We start from the raw sequence: 20,867 nt of genomic DNA, 5'->3' as shown, positions 1-20,867 counted from the left end.
TCCGTTTTTATAGCGTAAAGCAAACCAATCAATGAGCAAGCTCCGCCATTTTTTCCAACGTCTGGGCTGGCTGAAACCGGATGCCCCGGAAGAAGCCGCCGCCCCCAAGTCCTTTTGGGAGGAGCTCAAATCGGAATTGCGCAAGCGACTCGTAGGGTATTCCGCAACTCTTATCTTCGGAGCGATTGGGCTCATCTTTTTTCTGATGGGCGGATACATCGTTTATGATTGGATTCAGGATACTAAAGACCGCAGGCGCAACTTCCATGAAGTATGCATCGATGGATATGTGCTTGACACCTATGAAGGTACTGCTGTTGAAAATGCTATGGTTTTCATTGAGGGCAATTCGGAGTGGACAGATCAATCCAATACCAGTGGCTATTTTCGTATTTGTATCAACATCCCGAAAACTCAGGCAACCGTCAACCTAACGATTGAAAAAGCAGGTTACATCAGGCAGTATTACCATCAGGTATCCGTGCCAGATAACCCCCATACCGAGAAAAATATTCAGCATTTCAACCTGACAAATGTTAAAAATGTGGAGGACGAGCCCTTCCCGCACTAAAACTGCGTTCTTTTATTGACATTACATTTGATTTCCAGTATCTTATGCCGCATCACCTAAAAACCTCCATGCAAAACTGAACGTCCCAATGACTCCGAAAAAATCACTGCTCACAGTTACAGCCCTTCTTCTGGCCGCCTGGATTGTGTTTTCTGCCCTCAATCCGGGAGACACTTCGTATGTCATCATCGCAAAGTTTGATGGCATCTATGGCAACCCTGCCGGCGCTCAGGTCTATATCACTCAAGAGCGTGAACTAATCTCCAAATTCAACAAAAACCACGATTTCCATTCTTGCCAGCTGGGGCACGGGGGCACATTAAATACGGAATTCAGGGGAGTACCGAACCGGGAGACCTTTATTTACATCCTTAAAGAAGGTTTCGTGCCAGCCCGTTACTCTTTTATGCCTGGCGATCCGTTGACAGATCAGGAGATCGGGGAGGTAGCCCTGGTAAGTTACCCGGCGAAGCAGCAGCCTGCAATAACAGACCGCCCGCAAGTGCCATGCAGCGGGCAACTGGCTGACAACCCAAAACTGGCAGAGGTACAATACCTCGAAAATTTCCGCCCGGTAACTGACTTTCACTGTGAGGACAATAGCCACACCATTGTCTTTCAGGGAAAGCTTATTCAGTCCGGGCAACTAGTGCATCAGCAAGACTTCTCCATCATTTACCCGCCTCATCAACAGATGGGCGTGCTGCAGACGGGAACAGGCCGGGGGAAATAATCAATTCCCCCGCTCCGTCAATTAATCTTTATCATCCGGTAGCAACAGGCGTATCTCCACCCGGCGGTTTTTAGCTCGCCCGGCTTCCGTATCGTTTTTCCCCACCGGCATACCAGAGCCTCTCCCGACTGGCCTCAGGCGTTCTTCAGGCAGTCCAAGATTCCGCAAATGGCTGGACACTGACTCCGCCCGCTCTTTTGAAAGGCGCAGGTTGTAAGGCTCCGCCCCTTCCTGATCGGTATGACCGGATATTTCCAGTACCCACGTACGGTCCTTCACCAATTCAAACAATTGCTGAAGGTTGAAATAGGAGGTAGAATCCAATTGTGCACCGTTTGTAGGGAAATAAACTTCTATAGGTGCCGCTTTGCCCTCCTGTACCATAGCCTTGAGGGTCACAACATCCATCGTGTCATTTAACCGGACCACCTCTTTGCCTGCGGGTAGTTCAGCAACTGCAGACTTGGGGAAAATGCCCGGACGGTTCACCTCAAACTTCACCTGTGCCACAGAATCCGGCAGCACATACTGGAACCGGCCATTAGGCTGGGCTGACACCTCGGCAATCACCACGTTCGATTTGGCATCCCGAATTACGATTTTGGTATCACTGGTAATAGGGTATTCGCTGGTCACTGCTCCGATCACCGTCTTCTGGCGCTGGGGCCGTGCAGCTTCCGGGATGCCCGTAGCGTAGAGGTCGCTGTGGTAACTCCACCTCAAATCATCGGAGGAGAGATAGCCAATACTTCCGGAAGGGCTTAGCGAAAGATTGTACCCCCAGTCGTGGTAAATAGAGTTAATTTCTTTCCCCAAATTGACAGGCTTCGTCCAGTTGCGCCAGGTGTCATCCAGCCGGCGGCACATAAAGACATCCGTCTCGCCAAGGCCACCGTGCCCGCTGGAGCTAAAGTAAAAGGTCTTCCCATCAGCATGCAGGAAAGGGGAGCGCTCCTGTTCATCAGTATTGATAGCAGGGCCGATGGGAAAAGGATGCCCGAACCGCCCGTCTTTTTGCCTTAAGGCGACGAAGATGTCAATATCCGAGGGGCGGTACAGATTCTCCAGGGCTTCTTTGGAGGCTGCAAAGATGAGCGCATTCCCATCCGGTGAAAGCACAGCCCTGCCCAGCCATGGAAAGGCATTCACCTCGCTCTTCAGGGAATCAGCAGGGCTCCAGCCATCAATTGTACGGTGGCTGGTGAATAGCTTACCGTTCCGGAAAAGCAGCATGGTGTTCCCATCGGCAGTGATGGACAATGGTGCTTCATTCTGCTCAGTGGAAAGAGAGGCAACTACTTTAGGCTGCTGCCATTTTCCAGATTCATAGTCGTAGGTGGACTCCAGGATTTCAGTGCCCATTTCAGCATCAGGGCTGGAATAGTACAGGACTTCACCCGATACATCAATCACTGGTGAACGTTCATTGCGGCCGGTATTCAGCTCGTCGATTGGGTAAAGGTGCAGACTATCTGCAGGCCGGCTCAGTATAGCGGTAGCATCTTCCACCCAGCGCTCTTTGGTGGTATAGTATACAAAGTTAGCCAGGCAGCCGGACGGGCGCTCATCCGGGAACTGAGGGCCGCAGGCGCTGATGAGGCGGATCGCGGACGCCCATGCCTTATCACGGCGCAATTGCTCCACCACCCGTTGCATCAGCACGTATGCACGCTGTGCCGGTGCCCCGCGGTTGATGACTTCAATGAGTCCGTCTATGTCATCGGGCGCAAGGCCCCATCGCATCTGATTATTGACTTTGGTAAAACTACGGACCTCCTGAAGGCGGGCGGCCTGTACCTCCGTCAACGCGCTTTGATCAATACCGGACAGCTGGCGGGCCACCGCCTCTGATGCAAAATCATTGATCATGGAGAGCGGATAATCATTCAGGAAATTGAGTAAAGCCCCAATACCGGGTGCTTTGGCAGCCTCTACAAAGGCATCGAGATAGCACTCAGCGGCAATCCAATGGCTGGGATGGTCTTCTGCCATTTTTTTCAAATCTCCCAATTCATAGGCTTTGAGGAAGGACCGGAGCAACTGCCCTTTGATACGGTTTTCAAAACCCAGATGGTTTTTGCGCAGCAAGTCACCGTGCCGGTTAACCAAAGCGGTGAGGGTTTCGTAAGACAGTGCATTAAGGCGTTCCATTTCTGCATTTACAATAAAGCTCCGGACACCTTCTGCCCGGCGCTGATTGAAGCGGGACAGGATCGGCACCTCATCCATAAACTGATCGTATGCCAGAATTTCACTTTGCTCCTTTAACAGATCCAGTGCCATTTTAACCAAATCTGACTGTGCACGGCGGAGGGTATTGGGGCTCACACCTAGCTTGTGCTGCTTGCGCTGTTTTTTGGAGGGCAGCGACTGGTAAATGGAATCCGCAGCACTGACATAACTCAGCGCCGGCTGTATGTCAGGCAGGGAAAGCGTCTCCTCGGAAGTCAGCAAAAGGCCCATTTCCAAATGCGCAGCAGCGCCCCACTTAGCATGGGGAAGGTGTTGCTCAAAAGCTGCTGCTGCCTTGTCGTAGGCTTTGGTCTTGACGTACTTGCGCCCTTTTTTGACTTGACCGAAAAGTGGGAAAGCAAGCAGGCCACAGAGCACTATAAAGACTGCGGGCCTGAGGGGGGGTAGATATCGCATGTTTACCGGGGTTGTTCAATGATTTTCAAATATATGATTTTTTCGTAAAATCCTGACTTCCGATACATGGTCTTTGTCCAAATACCACAAAGGCCCCTAAAAGGAATATACCCTCTTACTACCGCCACAAAATCACCAGAATACTATAATTTCCAATAGGACAGCCCCTGCAAATTCCCTACTTTTGTGGCTTCTTAGCGACGGAGAAGAAATTTCCGTCACACTGCTTAAGCATCCCTGAACTCAAAACAAACAACGCATGTACCGTACTCATACCTGCGGAGAGCTCCGCATATCGCATGTTGGCCAGGAAGTGACCCTTAGCGGGTGGGCGCAAACCGTGCGCGACAAAGGCTATATGGTTTTCATTGACCTGCGCGACCGCTATGGCGTGACGCAACTGCTGTTCAATGAAGATATCTCTTCTCCTGAATTGCTGGCAAAAGCCCGGGAAGTAGGCCGCGAATTCGTGCTGCAAGCCAAGGGCAAAGTAGCCGAGCGGACTTCCAAAAATGATAAGATCCCAACGGGTGAAGTGGAGATTGAAGTCACCGAACTGACCATTCTGAATGCGTCAAAGGTGCCTCCCTTTACCATTGAGGCTGAAAGCGACGGAGGCGATGACCTGCGTATGAAGTACCGTTACCTCGACCTGCGCCGCGGTCCCGTACAGGAAAATATCATGTTCCGCAGCCGCCTGGCGATTGAGACCCGCAAGCACCTGTCGGATGAGGGCTTCCTGGAAATTGAGACGCCATTCCTCATCAAGAGCACGCCGGAGGGGGCACGCGACTTTGTAGTGCCTTCCCGTATGAACCCCGGGCAGTTCTACGCGCTGCCACAAAGCCCGCAGACCTTCAAGCAAATTCTGATGGTTTCTGGTTTTGACAAGTACTTCCAGATTGTGAAGTGCTTCCGGGATGAGGACCTGCGTGCCGACCGGCAGCCGGAGTTTACGCAGATTGACTGCGAAATGGCTTTTGTAACCCAGGAGCAGGTGCTCAACACCTTCGAAGGACTGACCCGCCACCTTTTTAAAACCCTTAAGGGTATTGAACTGCCTGAATTCCCACGCATGTCCTACGACGAGGCAATGACCCGGTTTGGCTCGGACAAGCCGGACCTGCGCTTCGGCATGGAATTCACAGAGCTGAATGATGTTGCACAAAATAAAGGCTTCAAGGTTTTTGACAGCGTTGAGCTGATCGTGGGCATCGTGGCTGAAGGCTGCGCCGAATACTCCCGCAAGCAGGTGGACGAGCTCACGAAGTGGATGCAGCGCCCGCAGATCGGCGCAAAGGGGCTGGTTTACGTCAAGTACAATGAAGATGGTACTTTCAAGTCTTCTGTAGATAAATTTTTCTCCGCCGAAGACCTCAAAGCCTGGGCGGACAAAATGGGTGCCAAGCCTGGCGATCTGATGCTCGTCCTGGCCGGCGAAACTGACAAAACCCGCAAGCAGCTCAACGAACTCCGCCTGGAAATGGGCCGCCGCCTCGGCCTGATGAAGGAGGGCGACTTCAAACCGCTTTGGGTAGTCGACTTCCCTCTCCTGGAATGGGATGAAGAAACCGAACGCTTCTACGCCATGCACCACCCCTTCACTTCTCCGAAGAAGGAGGATGTGGCACGCATGCTGGATGGAGACCATGAGACCATGAAGGCCCTGCGCGCCGATGCTTATGACCTGGTCATCAATGGGTCAGAAATTGGTGGAGGCTCTATCCGTATCCACGACCGGAAGCTGCAGGAGCGCAACTTTAAACTCCTCGGCTTCACAGACGAAGAGGCAGAAGCGCAGTTTGGCTTCCTTATGGGGGCCTTCGAATACGGTGCGCCGCCCCACGGTGGCATTGCCTTCGGTTTTGACCGCCTGTGCGCCGTGATGAACGGGCAGAGTTCTATCCGGGACTTCATCGCTTTCCCCAAAAATAACATGGGCCGCGATATGATGATCGATGCCCCCGCTCCGGTGCACACAGAGCAGCTTGATGAGTTGTACCTGGCGCAAAAGCAGATTGAAGAATAAGATAAAAACCAAATTATACCTATGGATACCAAATTCCTCCAAGAACTTGGACTGCATACTGAAAACGCCGGTACCAGCACCGGTCAAAACTCGATGGACTCCGGTCAGTACATTGAGTCCTACTCTCCCGTGGATGGCAAGCTCATCGGCAAGGTGAGCCAAACCACCCGCGAAGAGTACGAACAAGTAATGGCTACGGCTCAGGAAGCCTTCAAAACCTGGCGTATGATGCCTGCTCCGGCCCGGGGCGAGGTGGTACGGCAGTATGGGCTGAAACTGCGCGAACATAAAGACGCACTCGGCCGCCTTGTTTCCTACGAAATGGGCAAAAGCCTGCAGGAAGGCTGGGGAGAAGTACAGGAGATGATCGACATCTGTGACTTTGCCGTAGGGCAGTCCCGTCAGCTGTATGGCCTGACGATGCACTCCGAGCGCCCTAGCCACCGCATGTACGAGCAGTACCACCCGCTGGGTATTGTAGGCATTATTTCGGCCTTCAACTTCCCGGTAGCGGTATGGTCCTGGAATTCCATGATCGCCCTCATCTGTGGTGATGTGACGGTTTGGAAAGCGTCTGAAAAGTCTCCCCTATGCTCCGTAGCCTGCCAAAACCTGCTGCGCGATGTGCTGAAGGAGAACAACGTGCCCGAGGGCGTAAGCTGCATCATCAACGGCGACTATAAGGTGGGCGAGTTTATGACCAAAGACCATCGCGTACCCCTCATTTCGGCGACCGGCAGCACCCGTATGGGTAAAATTGTGGCGGCGGAAGTGGGCAGCCGTCTGGGTAAAACCATCCTGGAGCTGGGTGGCAATAACGCCATCATCGTTACGCCAAGCGCTGACACCAACGTTGTACTCACCGGTGCCCTCTTCGGCGCGGTAGGCACAGCCGGGCAGCGTTGTACCTCCACCCGCCGCCTGATTGTACACGAGAGCCTCTTCGACGAGGTGAAGGAGAAAATGACCAAAGCCTACGGCCAACTGCGCATCGGCAACCCATTGGATGAAAACAACCACGTGGGCCCGCTGATTGATAAGGATGCTGTGCAGAACTACCTGAATGCGATCGAAGCAGTTCAGAAAGAGGGCGGTAAACTCCTTGTGGAAGGTGGCGTACTCGAAGGCCCCGGATATGAAAGCGGCTGCTATGTGAAGCCTTGCATTGTGGAAGCAGAGCACGACTACAAAACGGTACATACCGAAACCTTTGCCCCTATCCTCTACCTCATCAGGTACAAGGATATGGATGAGGCGATTGCTTACCACAATGAGGTACCGCAGGGCTTGTCATCGGCCATTATGACCAATAACCTGCGGGAAGCAGAGCGTTTCCTTTCCCATGCCGGTTCTGACTGTGGTATTGCCAACGTCAACATCGGTACAAGCGGTGCGGAAATCGGTGGCGCTTTCGGTGGCGAAAAGGAAACCGGCGGTGGCCGCGAAAGTGGCTCCGATGCCTGGAAGGCCTACATGCGCCGTCAGACCAATACCATCAACTACAGCACGGAGGTGCCGTTGGCGCAGGGTATTAAGTTTGACCTGGACTAACAATAACGGAACGCCCGGCCCTTTTTAGGGGCGGGTAAATTGGATATACTATTACGCCCGGTGGAGGTAGCTCTGCCGGGCGTTTTTTTTTTGGAAGAGGCTAGCCCCAAACAAAAAGATCAAAAAAATTATTGCCGGCATGAGTACAGCAGGAGGAAGTCCTGCCTTATTGGAGTGTAAGACATCGAAAACAATACATCACCAAACATCAAACTTATGACATCCCGAATTTTGAAAATCACCGCTCTGCTTTTTTTCGCGGCGACACTTTTTGTAGCCTGTGATAAAGAAGCCACGACCGACAGCTTCGGCGAAATTGAAACGCAGGAAGCTTTCATGCAAATGGAAGAAGCCGGCCACCTGGGCTCCAACGGCTGTTTCCAGCTGGTTTTCCCCGTTACCCTTGTTTTTGAAGATGGCACCACCGCTGCTGTCGATAGCCGCATCGCCATCCGTCAGGCGATCCGGGCATGGATTCAGGATAATGGCCGCCCGACTCAGCGCCCGCAGTTCGCATACCCTTTTGATGTAACACTGAGAGACGGTACGGTGCAGACCATTGCCTCCGATGAGGACCTGCGCGAACTGGTTCAGGGCTGTCGACCAAATGGGCCGCACGACCGCACCCCTTGCTACGATTTGGTCTTCCCGGTTACGCTCGTCTACCCGGACGGCACAGAGGCAGAAGCCGCAGGCCCGCTGGCACTCCGGCAATTGCTGCATCAGTGGAAGCAAGACAACCCGGACAGCAACGAGCGCCCTACCCTTGGCTTCCCGATTCAGGTGACCCTGTCTGTCAACGACTCCCTCGTCACGGTAAACAGCCAGGAAGAACTGATGGCCCTGCGTGAGGACTGTGCGCCTGGCAACTTCGGCCCTTGCTTCACCATCAACTATCCGGTGACCATCGCACTGCCAGACGGTACAACGGCTGAAGCGGATAGCCCTCAGGCGGCTCGCCAAATTTTCCAGGACTGGCGCGAGAACAATCCTGGCCCACCGACCGCAGGTGAACGCCCCGGCTTCGTTTTCCCAATCGAAGTGACCCTTCTAGAAGATGACTCGGTAGTAAGTGTCGAAAGCCCGGAGGAACTGCGCGCGCTTTGGAATGACTGCCACTAAAAAAATCACATAACTCATTTCCGGAAAGCCGGGTGCCTAGTGGTTCAAGTCATAGATCTCTGATACTTAAGTTGAAGTTGTTTTTCGACTAATCAAGGCGAAGGTTCGCGACTTTAGCCCGAGCTAAAGTCGCGGTTCTTCAACGAAGAGTAGGCGGAAAAGAACGAAACTTGGGGTATCCAGGATTTATGGCTTGAGGCACTAAAGGGTGCCCGGCTTTTTTGCATGTGTTGTCAGCGATACAACGGAAGTAGCGGTAAACTCTTTTCCCCAACTTATCAATTCGTCACATCCGCCTTGGGGAAATGGCAACCGGGAGGAGGGATTTGTCGGGGTGCAGGCTTGTTTTGGGAGGCTTCAGCAGGGCAATTATTCAGGCTCACGCTTGAAATGAAATGGCCCGGCACGCTTCTTAGCGTACCGGGCCATTTTATCTCTTAGGTTCTTGCGAGTGTTTATTAATCCTTAAAGCGTACAGTAACTGTTTCGCCGATACCGCAGCCTACGGACACCTGCTGCCCTTCGGAAACGTTACGCATGAAGCCTTCCTGCTTTTCTGGCATGGCACCGTAGTACTGGCTCAGGCGCTTGTCGGCATCATCAGCTACCTCACCGTCCACGGACTTAGCATAGCGGTACTTTTCCATAGCTGCCAGGATCGCCAGGCGAGAGGTCCAGTCATCGCAATTACGGCCCAGTTTGGCGTAGCAGTCACCAATCAGGAGGTAAGGCCGGCCCCAGCCATTGGTAAGGCTTGCCGCTTTGCGGGCAGCAGAAAGTGCACCACCAGCATTATTCTTACGGTACAGCTTGATAGACGCGATACTATAGTAAATCTGGGCTTTGCCCTCGTCGTCCATTTCCTGGTCAGAGTTGAGGCATTCTTCGTACCGGGCCAGTGCCTGATCATAGTTGCCTTCTTTTTGCAGCTGTGTGGCATCGTAGCAGGCATTGCGCTCCCGGCGTGCCGTCTCCAGCGAGTCATTAACAGCTTTAGCAAGCTGCTCGTAGTTGGACTTCATTTCCTGCATGAAAGTCTCAGTGGAATCACAGCCTTGCTGACGCAGCTTTACGTATACGTACTTCACGACTTCCAGATCGGTAGGGTTCTCCTCATACTGTGGCATAAGCTTTTTCTTGAAATAGCCACAGTCAAACACCTGGTCCTCTACTTCCTTGAAGGCGTTGTCCATACGTGCTTTTGAGGCTGCGTAGTACTCTCCGTAGGTATCGTTGTTTTCCTGGTTATACTCGGCAATCGCCTCCAGTTTGCTGTACATTTCCTGTGCTTCCGGCTGCTCAATCTTGCCTGACTTGAAGAAATAAGCCAGGATTTGCCCCATAGGTTCCAGAAGAATATACTCTGCATCATTGCCGCCCTGTTCCACAGCAGCCTTCAGTACATCGTAGGTAGATTGGCGGAAGCCATATTCCGGCATATAAAACATGTCAAAGCCTTTACGTCCAAGCAGGAACGCTTCGTTCTTGTAGCATTCAATCTGCTGGTCATAAAGGTTCAGGATGCGCTCAGCAATTGCTTTCTTTTCTTCTGCATCCGTTGTCTTTTTATATTTGACTTTGAGCAAGTCAATACCATCGGAGAAGTGAGAAGGGCGCTGGCCATCCGCTGCAGGTGCCAGTTTGTAAGCCTTTTCCCAGTTTTCATAGGCAATCTGGAACTCTGTTTCAGACAATGCCTCAAGATCAGCTACAGTTTTGCCTTTAACGACTCCACGGTAAAGTACGTGAGCATTCGTTGCTTCTTCCTCAAAGGGTTTACCATTCCAGGTCTCGCACTGCGCCCCTGCAGCGGTTGCAAAAAGCACAGAAAGCGAAAGGGCGATCAGTGAAATACGTAACTCTTTCATAGTTTAATTAAATTTTCGTTTGAAGAACCAAGTGTTATCATTTAATGTAAATCCAAGTGTCATATTGATGTAGGTTTCCCGAAGGGCTTGCTGTAGCCCAAACTGACCAGCCTCCACTGTAAAGTTAACAAAGGAGGTCCGCTGACGGGGCAGGATGATCGGGAAGCCAAAACCGAGGCTTAACCCGTAATCCAGCAGCTGATCGCCTTCAAAGGAACGGGGATCATTGCCGTAGAAGGCCCCAACCCGGTATCGTATACGCTCCCAATAGCTATCGTAAGAGAGGTAATCCGGGATGTACTCCCCTCCTACTCGTACCTGCCACGAATTAGACAAATCGGTATTGGATTGTGCGTCGTTGCGGTAATTGCTCCACTGCGCAAGGCCCATTTCCACCCCCAGCCGTACTTTGTTGAGGCGCTCGTAGGTCACACCAGCGGTAAACTCAGCCGGCAGCTGACCTGTCCCTTCTACCGCAACCTCGTTGAATAAGGTATCCACAAGGTTAACGAAGCCGAAATTGGAGTTAAACCTTTGCCCAAAGCGATAAGCTTCGGTATTGAACGAGTTGGCGGTGTTGCCGTGCAAACCAAAAATCAGCCGGCGGCCCGTTGGTTTCAGCTCGCCGTTCTCATCGGCTTTTTTGAAGACAAGGGTGTACTGCAGGCCAAGCCGCCAGAACAGCCCGGTCATGGTGTACTCATCCAGAAATTCGGTAGTATAGCTCAGTGGAAGATCATTAAATTCCACCCGGCGGCTGTTTTCCAGGGTACCCCAGTTGTAGCCCAGCGTCAGCCCTCCCGACAGGCCGCCGTAGCGAATGCCATTGCTCCAGCTCAGGCGATAGGTCTCTCCCTTGCCTCTTAGAAAATTCGTACTCAACCCGGCTGAACCGGCTTCCTGTGTCGTTTCCACATTATACCCCACTGTAGTATAGGGCTGCAATATAAATGCCATGCCCAACCCGAGCTTGGTATCCTTTCGGTCCAACACTTCGTTGATCGGGTTGATCAGCGGGAAAGCCAGGGCAAGGTAGGTCAGGTTTCCGCTCCAAAACGGAGCAGAAGCATCCTCTGTAGTGAGTGTACTGTACCTGGCGTCAATGCCAATTTCAAAAGCCGTAGCGTCAAGTCGTGACAGTGCCGCCGGGTTCAAAGGGTTAATATGATAAGGATCGTGGTAAGCGGCCGTAAGCCCTCCCATACCACCTTGTGCCGGCATATACTGAGCGTTGAAATCCCCCAGCCCAAACCGGGAGTAAGGAGAATTGATCTTCGGATCTGCTTCCACAGCAACGTCCTGTCCCAACACCACAAAGGCACTGCTGCATAAACAGGCCAACACAATTATTCTACTCCAGACGCTTGACATTATATTCCAGAATTTTATTTAGCCCCAGCAGGACCAAATGATGGTTCACAAATATCTCGCTTTTGAGCTTATTCGCCAAAAAAATGGCATCTCCCCCTGTCAGTAAGGCCTTTACAGGCCCTAAATTAGCCTCTGACCACTGCCGGTAGCCTTCTATTTCGAACAAAATACCTTGCTGTGCGCCATTACGCATGGCTTTTTCGGTAGATCGCCCGATCAGCGCCGTTGCTTCACCCCGCTTTACCTCAGGCAACCGGGCTGTAAACCGGTGCATAGCCTGTAGCCGCATAGATAAGCCCGGTGCAATATTCCCACCGAGGTACACCCCTTCCGCGCTCAGCCAGTCGTAGGTAATGCAGGTACCTGCATCCACAATCAGGCAATGCTGTTGGGGAAATAATGTATACGCACCCACTACAGCGGCCAGGCGGTCTTTGCCCAGAGTTTCGGGTGTATCATACTCATGGCTAACAGGTATAGGAGTTGTAGGGTGTAGCTCAAAAAAGCGAAAATGATGCTGTAACTGCTCCTGCACATCCAAATGCACAGCACCGGCTACATTAGATAAGATGATATTTTGAACGGCTTGGTTGGTTGCGTACTCAAAAAAGTTGGGCACACTTCCGTTGGGCCATTCTTCGTGCTGAACCAAAACACCATCGTTAAAAACGGCAGCTTTGGTCCTGGTATTGCCTATGTCGATGGCTAAATTCAAACGGGATTAGTGTTTAAAGTGGCGTACGCCGGTAAATACCATAGACATACCGTTGGCATCGCAATACTCAATGCTGTCTTTATCCCGAATAGAACCGCCCGGTTGCACCACTGCTGTAACCCCGGCTTCACAGGCGATTTCCACGCTGTCTGCAAAGGGGAAAAAAGCATCGGAAGCCATTACTGCTCCGTCCAGTTCAAAACCGAAATGCCTGGCTTTGTCGATCGCCTGCTTCAGCGCATCTACCCGGGAGGTTTGCCCGCAGCCCATGCCCAGCAATTGCTGCCCGCGTGCCAGTACGATGGTATTCGATTTGAGGTGTTTGGCACATTTCAGTGCGAAGATCAGGTCTTCCTTTTCCGCTGCTGTCGGTGCCTTTTGGGTTACCGTTTCCAGTTCCTCTGCGGTTTCCATCTTCAGGTTAGTGTCCTGCTCGATAACGCCATTGAGCAAACTCTTGAAGCTACGCTCGTGCGCATAAAACGCCTTGATGCGGAGCAAAATGCGTTTTTTCTTTTTTGAAAGAAATTCCTGTGCCTCTGGTGCAAAATCTGGTGCGATGAGTACTTCGTAGAAAATCTTGTCAATTTCCTGCGCGGTCGCCAGATCTACCGTCGTATTGGCAATCAGGATCCCCCCAAATGCGGAAACGTTGTCCGCAGCAAGGGCATCCGTCCAGGCCTGAAGGAGCGTGGGCCGTGTCGCTACACCGCATGAATTGGTGTGCTTGAGGATCGCAAAGGTAGGGTCCGCATCCTGAAATTCGCGCATCAGCCCCACTGCCGCATCGATATCCACCAGGTTATTGAAGGACAGGGCCTTCCCGCCCAGGATGTCGAACATATCCTCCAGTTTCCCGTAGAAAGTGCCCGCCTGATGTGGGTTTTCGCCGTAGCGAAGGGCCTGTGCCTCTGATATGCTTTGCTTGAAGGCAGCCTCAGCGGCTTCTCCCTGATTAAAGTAATTGAAAATAGCCGTATCGTAGTGAGAGGAAACGCCAAAGGAACGCAGGGCCAGCGCCTTGCGGTCAGGCAATTCCGTTACACCGTCTTTTTCCTTAAGCAGCTTTTCCAGCATGCCATATTCTGCCTTGGAAGGCACTACGACCACATCTTTGTAGTTCTTAGCCGCTGCCCGGATCAGCGAAATACCACCGATGTCAATCTTCTCGATGATCGCTGCCTCGTCGTCTGTATTGGCCACCGTTTCCTCAAAGGGGTACAAGTCTACGATTACCAGATCAATTTCCGGTATGTCATATTGTTTTAGTTGTTCCTGATGGTTCTCCTCGCGACGGGCCAGGATACCGCCAAAAACTTTGGGGTGCAGCGTTTTTACCCGCCCATCAAGGATGGAAGGATAGGAAGTCAGGTCTTCCACCGCATTCACGGTAGCACCAAGCGACTCCAGGAATTGCTGTGTGCCGCCAGTGGAATAGATTTGAACGCCCAAACGTTTGAGCTCTTCCACGATAGGCTCCAGGCCATCTTTATGGTAAACGGAAATGAGTGCAGATTGTATTTTTTTGCTTGCCATGGCAGAGGTTTGTTGAACAGGCTGCAAAGGTAGGGATTCAGCCCGAGATAGCAAAGGCGAAAGCCCGTCGCCTTATGGCAATCAGGAACCTGACATAAGCCCTTTTTTCGGTTGGTTTACGGCCGGCATTGCCCATAACTTTGAATTGTACGAAACAACAAGCTATGAAAACAAGCGCGCTTGCTCTGACACAGGGTTAACAAGCCGTGCTGCCATCTAAATGGGTGGCAGCATGCTTCCCCAGGAAATCAAGAACTCTTCATACAAAGCAATTTTAGGTACGCCGGGGCGTCATGTCCCGGCTTTTTTATTCATTAAAAACTTGAAGCTATGAAAATGAAATGTACATTCATCCTGACTTGCCTGCTGCTCTTTGGCAGCTCGCTGCTTCTGGCCCAAACCGCCCTTGTCGGCCAAATCAACGATGCAGAAGGGCAGCCGCTTTATGGTGCGAATATTGCGCTTTTCAAACATAATATTCTGATAACGGGTACGGCCTCTGAAGATGGCGGGCATATTGAACTTTCCGGCCTGGATCCGGGAACTTACGATATTCAGGTATCTTACCTCGGGCACCAAACCGAAAGCGTCCGTGGTTTCAAGATGTACGCTGGAAAGCAGAACTGGCTTTATGCTGAATTAATACCGGAAGCTGTAAACATGGATGAGGTAATAGTTAGCGCGAATGGCCCCTTTTATGCTTCAGGTTGTACATATCGGTGTGGCTCTATAATCAGGAACCAGAAGGACGCCGAACCCGAAGTTGATGCTCCCATCTCGTTGCCGGACATCCAATATTTCCCTAACCCTGCAACCGAAGTGGTTACCGTGGAATTGACACAGCCACTGAAAACACTGCAAGTCTACACTGCATCAGGGCAGATAGTGGAACAATACCACAATTTACCTCCCTCTCCATTTAGGCTACGGGTCGATCAATGGCCAACAGGCACCTACTTACTTCGATGCATCGATAAAAACAATCAGCTGACTTTACCGCTAATCGTTGAGTGAGCCAGCTAAAACGGTAAAGGCTCTCCCCCCGACCGGGTCATCGCCCGGAAGTAGCCCTTGATTTGTTCCAACAGGTCTTCTTCCATGCGGCTTCGGATGGCACGCCCATCGATTTCGGCGACTTTGGTGAGCTCGCCCATCGTGCCCGTGGTAAAAACCTGATCAGCGGTGTAGAATTCGGTAAGCGACAGGTTTTTCTCCACGATGGGGATGCCTTGCTCCCGGCACAGGTTGATCACATGCTGACGGGTGATGCCCGGCAGGCAGCTGTCGGCGTGAGGGGTGTAGACCACGCCTTTGCGGATACAGAATACATTCACCCCATTGGCCTCCGAGACGAAACCATCCTTGTCGAGCATCAGCCCGGCATCTGCGCCGGCATGGTTGGCTTCGATCTTGGCCAGGATGTTATTGATGAGATTGTTGTGGTGGATTTTAGAATCCAGCGACATAGCAGAGTTCCGGCGGACTGAAGAGGTGACCAGCGTAATTTCCGGGGGGTATACGGGTGGTTTCCACTCTGCCACAATAATCAGGGTGGGCCCAAACTGATTGAGGCGGGGATCCATACCTGAAGTGATTTTTTTGCCCCGGGTCAGGGTCAGGCGGATGTGAGTTTCGTCCCGCATGCCATTGGCCTGAAGGGTTTTAAAAAGTGCGGCTTTGATTTCCTCATTAGAGGGCACTTCCCGGAAAGCCATAGCGTGGGCGGAATTCTGAAGGCGCTCCAGGTGCTCATCCAGGGAGAAGATCCGGCCATCGTACACCCGAATGCCTTCCCATACCGCATCACCACCTTGTACAGCGCTGTCAAAAACAGAGATTTTCGCCTCTTCCCTGGGGTACAGCTCCCCGTCGATGTAAATCAGGAGGTGCTCATTTCTCGGATCGTATTGTTGTAACATGTTTTCAGATCATTTTGGCAGGTAAACTAAAAAGCGGGTGCCTTCGCCGAGTACAGACTCCAGCTCTATTTTGCCGCGGTGGCGCGCCACAATTTTCTGACAAATAGCCAGGCCCAGGCCGGTACCCTTGTATTTGTTTTTCTCCAGGCGGTGAAAGATCTGAAAAACTTTAGACTTGAAGGCTTCATCAATACCAATTCCATTATCCTCTACCGCAATCTGATGCATATCGCCCTTATCCTGATAACGGATCCAGACCCTTTTCTCAGGTTTGTTATTGAACTTCATAGCATTCGCGATCAGATTTTGGAAAAGCTGAGAAAGCAGCGCCCGGTTGCCGTTGATCACTGGCAATTCAGCCACTTGTATATGGGCTTGGGTATCCTCTATCTCTGCATCCAGAATTTCCAGTACATTCCTGACTACTGTATTCAGATTAAGCGGCTCTAAGGCAAGAGACTCCGTATTGCTGACCTTTGCGTAAGAAAGCAACCCATCGAGCAACAAGCTCATGTGTTTAGTCCCCTTGACAATAAAATTGATGTACTCCCTGCTCTGATTATCCAGATCGTTGGGGAAACGCCGGGCCAGCAAAGTTGTGAAGGACCCTATCGTGCGGAGCGGCTCCCGAAGATCATGAGATACCACATATGCGAATTCCCTCAGGGAGTCATTGGAGTTCCGCAGGTCTTCATTCTGAGTCGCCAACACTTTATTGACGCGTTCGATTTCGCTCGCTTTTTCCTTTAGCTTACGGTCTGTTCGCTGCAGGCGCTGATTTTTAACATACATTAAGCGGATAAAGAAAATGAGTAACGCTACAATAGCTACAGACAGCCAGATTAACAGCCGGTTACTACGCTGCTGCCTGAGCAAAAGCCCGGTTTTCTCCAGTTGTGACCGGTACTGCTCCTGTACATCAAAGAGAACCCGGGCTTGTTTCTCTCCGGTGATTTTTTCGTCTGCTATTTGATAATTGATGGCGTAGAAATAGGCACTGTCGAACTGTTCCAGGGCAGCATAATTCAGGCTCAGCTTTTTGAGCGCCTCGGCCTCCAGGTCATTCGCATCAATCACACGGCTAATCTCTACTGATTCATACAAGGAATCTATTGCAGCGGCATACGCCCCTTCAAGAGCTTTCACCGAGGCAATTTCCAGCAGGTTTTCAGCGAGCTGGTTTTGGTTTCCGATTTCGCGGTTTATGGAAGCGGCATCCAGGAAATAATTTAAAGCTTCATTCAGCTGATTTTTGCTCAGCATAATCTGCCCGAGGTGTTCGTAGCAGAAGGCTTCCGCATCAGGCTTTTGTATTTGCCGGGCCAAATCAAGTGCCTGCAGCCCGTAGTGCTGCGCTTCTTTAAGATCATCCTGCAGGGCAGCTACTTCCGCGAGGCTTGCCAAAGAATACACCATACCACTACTGTCCTGTAGCTCCTGCCGGAGATTCAGTGACCGCTTGTAGTATAAGCCAGCTTCCTGAAAGTTATTTTGCCAGCTAAAAACATTACCAATGTTGTTATAGGAACGGGCCAATCCCAGCTTGTCATTAATTCCTTCCCGGATTTCCAATGCTTTGAAGAATGCCTTCGAGGCTTCTGCCACCTTGCCCTGATACCAATACACAATACCTTCCACGTGAAGGGCATCAGCTATGGCTCTTTGGTTGTTGAGCTGTTCCGCGATTTCCAGGGAGCTCCGCGCATAGCTGTGCGCAGTGGCAGGTCGGTCTGACTTATAATGGAAAGCCAGTTCCTTGAGCCAGAAGGCATGTCGTTCTCCTGTTTTAGCCTGATCGAGAGAGTCAAGCAGAGACTGTTCCGTTATGCTGCCGGGCTGAGCCGTTACACTCATAGTGAGGAACAAAAGAATGCCTGCAATTGTGGCAATATAACTTTTTCGATGCTGCATATTTATGAGCAAGCCATTCCTGGGCGCGCTTATAAGGGTTAATTTAGGTAACTAGTGCCGGCTGATGGGTTTACAACTGCCTAAACCTTTAGTTTTCCAGCCTCCCTGCCGAGCCCGGGCAGCGTGTGCTTGGTATTTACAACTTGGTTCTGACCTGTGCGCCTGTCCCTTTTAGCCATTAGCTCTACACAACCGACAAGGTAAGCATTTTACACAAAAAAAACACAATACCTCTGTGATAGAAGGCAGATAAGACCCTGCGGCTAAACCTCTCTTGCTTTTAGTGCTACATCAAACAGCGTATGGTAATAAGGAGCACAATGCTTTGCCAGCGCTTCCAGTTTCGGGGGTAATTCATAGGTACGTTCCTCGTAAGCCTGGAACCCGGTTGAAGTATGTACCCGGCTGTACCAGTAGCTGGCCCAAACCCCGTCTTCCGGACGCGGTCCGGGAGCCCATTTCAGCATACCCTTATCAAATGCCAGCCCCAGCCGGTCACATAGCTGCCGCAGCACCCCTTCCGGGTCCAGGAGCAACTGACGGGCATCAACCACTGCCCTTAGCGCCCCCATAGCCTGTAACTTTTGAAACAGATGATACTGCTGTTCCACTCCGATATCATCAATGCCCGGATTAGGGATGACTTTGGCGTAAGAGGCAATGATGGCTCTGGGGTCCCGAATAAGCATGATATTATCCATGTGCTGCAAGAAGGACTCATCCATAGCGACCAGATGGTGGGTCATTTGCTTAAAAAAGGCCACCGGTGTGGTATAATGCCCCAAGAGCACCTGCTTTACTACCTCCTCTCCTTCATTCAGCTGGCTGCTGAGGATTTCTGATGCGCCAGGGTGTACAACCTCCGTTTGTCCATGCTTCAGGAAATGCGCGTAGAGAGGCTCGTCGACCACCGTCGTGTCTGCTCTTTGCCGGAAGGCGTACATCAGAGCAGTACTAATATTGCGGGGGCTGGACCATGCGTTGATGCGTTGTACAATAGCTGACATATATCAGGGATCTGATGAAGCGCTAAAATAAGAAAAGCTCCTGCAAACCGGTTGCTGCAGGAGCTTTTCAAAACTATAAAAAGTATTGAGGCTAGCTCTCAACCGTAAGGTCTTCGATTGTCGCTTCCGGAGCGTTGGTTTTTACAGACTCAATCCCCTTTTCCATACCCGACTTTGCTGCGTACATCTGGCTGCTGCCAATGATTTGCTTATTGCCGGCGAGCAGGTTGAAGTGGAATTTGCCATTGCTGGCTTCCTTGCGCTCAAAGAGCTCATCTTTAGCAGCGTTTTTCTTTACGCTCTCAATGCCGTTCTTAGCGCCAGACTTGTTGGCATAGCCCTGGCTGGAGAGAATAATCTGCCCGTTTTTTGCTTTAAGGCGGAAATAGTATTTCTCGTTATTCTCGCTCTGAAAAATCTCGAATTTCATAGAGGTCTTTGGTTTGGTAGTGTTTTGAATAAAGTGAAATTAATCTTTTTGGTTGGGGATTGCCTAAAAGAAGACGCGCTTTTTACGGTAAAGTCACTACATAACGCACTAAAATTATCTCTTTTTCACGTTTACAGCAAGTTTTTATGGCAATTTGCCGTTCAGGCACTGCATACTAAATGCATGGGCCCAACTCTTAGGCCCTCCCTGATGTTCGCATTTTGAAACCTAAACGGAGCTCCAATGCTAAGAACCATCCTGCTTTGCACTTTACTGAACACCGGGATTGTAGCGCTACAAGCGCAGGCAGACGAACCCGGCCGCTATCCTTTATATATGCAGATTGGTGGCCACTTTTCAGTGCTCAACCCATTAGAAGGCTTCCGGCAGGTGCTGGACATGAACGGCATCGGAGGGGGTGGGCAGGTCCTTTTTCAAATGGGCCCCGGACGGCCCGTCTTTGCAGGGCTTGACTTCAGCCTGGTGCGCTTTGATGAGGAGACCGTAGGGTTTACCACCACTCAAAACGGCTTTCCGGAAAACTATGAGCTGCGCACCCGTACCAATATGCTGCTGGGGCATGTGCTCCTCCGTTTCAAACCCTTCACCAACTTTTTCCTGCAGCCATATGCTGATGGGCTAATCGGGTTGAAACGCCCGTACACCCGCACGCAATACGTACAGCTTTTTGATGAAGGCGAAGAGGATTTGATTGAGGCTTACCCGGAACTCAATGACAATACATTCAGTGCAGGGCTGGGCGCTGGGTTGCAAGCCCGGTTGACTTCCTGGCCTGACTTGCTGCTTGATGCCCGCTGTACGTACCTCATGGGGGGAAGCGCGCGTTACCTGGTACGAATGGACGATCCGCCTGCCGTTATCGATGACCCTATTGAGGTTTTCGAAGAACGTATCACCGCAACCACCACGCTGCAGATTCAAATTGGCCTTACCCTGCAGTTTGGCCTTTAAGGTGCCTGGTGATCTGTATTACTGAGCCCGCAGCAACAAACTCCTATCTTTACCACCAATAAAACTGACATCCAATGTACAAAACACTTTTTATCGCACTGCTTTCCGTTTTCACCCTGAATGCCTGTCAAAGCCAAAACACTGCAGAGGAGCAATACGTCCTTCCCCAAAAGGAATATCAGGAGAAAATGGCTGCTATCGGGGATTTACAATTGCTGGACGTCCGCACGCCGGATGAATACAACGCCGGACATATTGAAGGCGCAGAACTGATCAATTTCTTTGATGAGGATTTCGTACAGCAGGTTGAATCCCGGTTTGATAAGGATGAGCCGCTAATGCTTTACTGCCGCTCCGGCAACCGAAGCGCTAAGGCCACTGCTAAGCTCAAAGCTGTGGGCTTTAAGGAAATTTATGACCTGAAAGGGGGCTATAAAAACTGGGAGTAAGAAAACCGGGGGGCACTGCCCCCCATTCCACCGT

At 51.3% G+C, this 20,867-nt stretch carries 17 protein-coding genes; 8 read left to right on the top strand and 9 right to left on the bottom strand.

What is annotated here, in order from left to right; all coding sequences use genetic code 11:
• Positions 1-31 precede the first annotated feature (31 nt).
• Positions 32-571, top strand: coding sequence for a carboxypeptidase-like regulatory domain-containing protein (locus ACO08I_RS20725; protein ID WP_282775248.1), 540 nt, complete (start codon positions 32-34; stop codon positions 569-571).
• Positions 572-659: 88 nt separating this feature from the next.
• Positions 660-1,304 carry a hypothetical protein gene (locus ACO08I_RS20720; protein ID WP_421946955.1) on the top strand — a complete coding sequence of 215 codons (645 nt, stop codon included), beginning with the start codon at positions 660-662 and terminating at the stop codon, positions 1,302-1,304.
• 21 nt (positions 1,305-1,325) lie between these two features.
• Here ACO08I_RS20720 and ACO08I_RS20715 read toward each other — a convergent pair whose 3' ends face one another.
• Complete coding sequence (locus ACO08I_RS20715) at positions 1,326-3,953, bottom strand: OmpA family protein (RefSeq protein WP_421946954.1); 2,628 nt, start codon at positions 3,951-3,953, stop codon at positions 1,326-1,328.
• A gap of 259 nt (positions 3,954-4,212) precedes the next feature.
• On the opposite strand from ACO08I_RS20715, the gene aspS reads away from it, so the two are divergent.
• The 3 genes from aspS (at position 4,213) to ACO08I_RS20700 (ending at position 8,655) form a co-directional block, all read left to right on the top strand.
• Positions 4,213-5,982 (top strand): aspartate--tRNA ligase, encoded by a 1,770-nt coding sequence (aspS, locus tag ACO08I_RS20710; protein ID WP_282783786.1) that lies wholly within the window; start codon positions 4,213-4,215, stop codon positions 5,980-5,982.
• Positions 5,983-6,003: 21 nt separating this feature from the next.
• Positions 6,004-7,533, top strand: a complete 1,530-nt coding sequence (locus ACO08I_RS20705; RefSeq protein ID WP_421946953.1) for an aldehyde dehydrogenase family protein — start codon at positions 6,004-6,006, stop codon at positions 7,531-7,533.
• 216 nt (positions 7,534-7,749) lie between these two features.
• Positions 7,750-8,655: a hypothetical protein gene (locus ACO08I_RS20700; protein ID WP_282783782.1), complete on the top strand. Its 906-nt coding sequence runs from the start codon at positions 7,750-7,752 to the stop codon at positions 8,653-8,655.
• Between the two features lie 458 nt (positions 8,656-9,113).
• Here ACO08I_RS20700 and ACO08I_RS20695 read toward each other — a convergent pair whose 3' ends face one another.
• The 4 genes from ACO08I_RS20695 to purH are packed head-to-tail and all read right to left on the bottom strand — an operon-like array spanning position 9,114 to position 14,145.
• The gene (locus ACO08I_RS20695; RefSeq protein WP_282783780.1) at positions 9,114-10,523 is read right to left on the bottom strand and encodes a hypothetical protein; all 1,410 of its coding nucleotides are present in this window, start codon (positions 10,521-10,523) and stop codon (positions 9,114-9,116) included.
• A gap of 3 nt (positions 10,524-10,526) precedes the next feature.
• Complete coding sequence (locus ACO08I_RS20690; protein ID WP_421946952.1) at positions 10,527-11,894, bottom strand: hypothetical protein; 1,368 nt, start codon at positions 11,892-11,894, stop codon at positions 10,527-10,529.
• Complete coding sequence (locus tag ACO08I_RS20685) at positions 11,875-12,609, bottom strand: type III pantothenate kinase (RefSeq protein ID WP_421946951.1); 735 nt, start codon at positions 12,607-12,609, stop codon at positions 11,875-11,877. The genes ACO08I_RS20690 and ACO08I_RS20685 overlap by 20 nt, the downstream gene beginning before the upstream one ends.
• A 6-nt stretch (positions 12,610-12,615) precedes the next feature.
• Positions 12,616-14,145 carry a bifunctional phosphoribosylaminoimidazolecarboxamide formyltransferase/IMP cyclohydrolase gene (gene purH, locus ACO08I_RS20680; RefSeq protein WP_421946950.1) on the bottom strand — a complete coding sequence of 510 codons (1,530 nt, stop codon included), beginning with the start codon at positions 14,143-14,145 and terminating at the stop codon, positions 12,616-12,618.
• A 336-nt stretch (positions 14,146-14,481) separates the two neighbouring features.
• Between purH and ACO08I_RS20675 the strand changes: the two genes are divergently transcribed.
• Positions 14,482-15,159 (top strand): carboxypeptidase regulatory-like domain-containing protein, encoded by a 678-nt coding sequence (locus ACO08I_RS20675; RefSeq protein WP_421946949.1) that lies wholly within the window; start codon positions 14,482-14,484, stop codon positions 15,157-15,159.
• Positions 15,160-15,164: 5 nt separating this feature from the next.
• Here the strand turns inward: ACO08I_RS20675 and ACO08I_RS20670 are convergent, their stop codons facing one another.
• From ACO08I_RS20670 to ACO08I_RS20655, 4 genes are all read right to left on the bottom strand, one after another.
• Positions 15,165-16,064: an aminotransferase class IV gene (locus tag ACO08I_RS20670; protein WP_282783627.1), complete on the bottom strand. Its 900-nt coding sequence runs from the start codon at positions 16,062-16,064 to the stop codon at positions 15,165-15,167.
• Positions 16,065-16,073: 9 nt separating this feature from the next.
• On the bottom strand, positions 16,074-17,975 hold the full coding sequence (locus ACO08I_RS20665) for a tetratricopeptide repeat protein (RefSeq protein ID WP_421946948.1): 1,902 nt from the start codon (positions 17,973-17,975) through the stop codon (positions 16,074-16,076).
• Between the two features lie 263 nt (positions 17,976-18,238).
• The gene (locus tag ACO08I_RS20660) at positions 18,239-18,982 is read right to left on the bottom strand and encodes a hypothetical protein (RefSeq protein ID WP_282783622.1); all 744 of its coding nucleotides are present in this window, start codon (positions 18,980-18,982) and stop codon (positions 18,239-18,241) included.
• Between the two features lie 91 nt (positions 18,983-19,073).
• Entirely contained in the window at positions 19,074-19,412 is a 339-nt protein-coding gene (locus ACO08I_RS20655; protein ID WP_044216558.1) for a YegP family protein, read from the bottom strand.
• A 243-nt stretch (positions 19,413-19,655) separates the two neighbouring features.
• Between ACO08I_RS20655 and ACO08I_RS20650 the strand changes: the two genes are divergently transcribed.
• Both ACO08I_RS20650 and ACO08I_RS20645 read left to right on the top strand, forming a co-directional pair.
• The gene (locus tag ACO08I_RS20650) at positions 19,656-20,384 is read left to right on the top strand and encodes a hypothetical protein (RefSeq protein WP_282783621.1); all 729 of its coding nucleotides are present in this window, start codon (positions 19,656-19,658) and stop codon (positions 20,382-20,384) included.
• A gap of 74 nt (positions 20,385-20,458) precedes the next feature.
• A complete protein-coding gene (locus ACO08I_RS20645; protein WP_282783619.1) occupies positions 20,459-20,833 on the top strand; it encodes a rhodanese-like domain-containing protein in 375 nt (124 codons plus the stop codon).
• Positions 20,834-20,867 lie beyond the last annotated feature (34 nt).

This window comes from Phaeodactylibacter xiamenensis, assembly GCF_965229835.1.
Taxonomy (GTDB): domain Bacteria; phylum Bacteroidota; class Bacteroidia; order Chitinophagales; family Saprospiraceae; genus Phaeodactylibacter; species Phaeodactylibacter xiamenensis.
This window is presented reverse-complemented; position numbering and strand designations above follow the sequence as displayed.

What these genes read in the sequence shown, in the direction of transcription:
- ACO08I_RS20690 (WP_421946952.1), bottom strand. Translation starts at nt 11,894, where the DNA reads ATGTCAAGCGTCTGGAGTAGAATAATTGTGTTGGCCTGTTTATGCAGC.
- aspS (WP_282783786.1), top strand. Translation starts at nt 4,213, where the DNA reads ATGTACCGTACTCATACCTGCGGAGAGCTCCGCATATCGCATGTTGGC.
- ACO08I_RS20645 (WP_282783619.1), top strand. Translation starts at nt 20,459, where the DNA reads ATGTACAAAACACTTTTTATCGCACTGCTTTCCGTTTTCACCCTGAAT.
- ACO08I_RS20700 (WP_282783782.1), top strand. Translation starts at nt 7,750, where the DNA reads ATGACATCCCGAATTTTGAAAATCACCGCTCTGCTTTTTTTCGCGGCG.
- ACO08I_RS20670 (WP_282783627.1), bottom strand. Translation starts at nt 16,064, where the DNA reads ATGTTACAACAATACGATCCGAGAAATGAGCACCTCCTGATTTACATC.
- ACO08I_RS20675 (WP_421946949.1), top strand. Translation starts at nt 14,482, where the DNA reads ATGAAATGTACATTCATCCTGACTTGCCTGCTGCTCTTTGGCAGCTCG.
- ACO08I_RS20705 (WP_421946953.1), top strand. Translation starts at nt 6,004, where the DNA reads ATGGATACCAAATTCCTCCAAGAACTTGGACTGCATACTGAAAACGCC.
- ACO08I_RS20660 (WP_282783622.1), bottom strand. Translation starts at nt 18,982, where the DNA reads ATGTCAGCTATTGTACAACGCATCAACGCATGGTCCAGCCCCCGCAAT.
- purH (WP_421946950.1), bottom strand. Translation starts at nt 14,145, where the DNA reads ATGGCAAGCAAAAAAATACAATCTGCACTCATTTCCGTTTACCATAAA.
- ACO08I_RS20695 (WP_282783780.1), bottom strand. Translation starts at nt 10,523, where the DNA reads ATGAAAGAGTTACGTATTTCACTGATCGCCCTTTCGCTTTCTGTGCTT.
- ACO08I_RS20655 (WP_044216558.1), bottom strand. Translation starts at nt 19,412, where the DNA reads ATGAAATTCGAGATTTTTCAGAGCGAGAATAACGAGAAATACTATTTC.
- ACO08I_RS20665 (WP_421946948.1), bottom strand. Translation starts at nt 17,975, where the DNA reads ATGCAGCATCGAAAAAGTTATATTGCCACAATTGCAGGCATTCTTTTG.
- ACO08I_RS20725 (WP_282775248.1), top strand. Translation starts at nt 32, where the DNA reads ATGAGCAAGCTCCGCCATTTTTTCCAACGTCTGGGCTGGCTGAAACCG.
- ACO08I_RS20650 (WP_282783621.1), top strand. Translation starts at nt 19,656, where the DNA reads ATGCTAAGAACCATCCTGCTTTGCACTTTACTGAACACCGGGATTGTA.
- ACO08I_RS20715 (WP_421946954.1), bottom strand. Translation starts at nt 3,953, where the DNA reads ATGCGATATCTACCCCCCCTCAGGCCCGCAGTCTTTATAGTGCTCTGT.
- ACO08I_RS20720 (WP_421946955.1), top strand. Translation starts at nt 660, where the DNA reads ATGACTCCGAAAAAATCACTGCTCACAGTTACAGCCCTTCTTCTGGCC.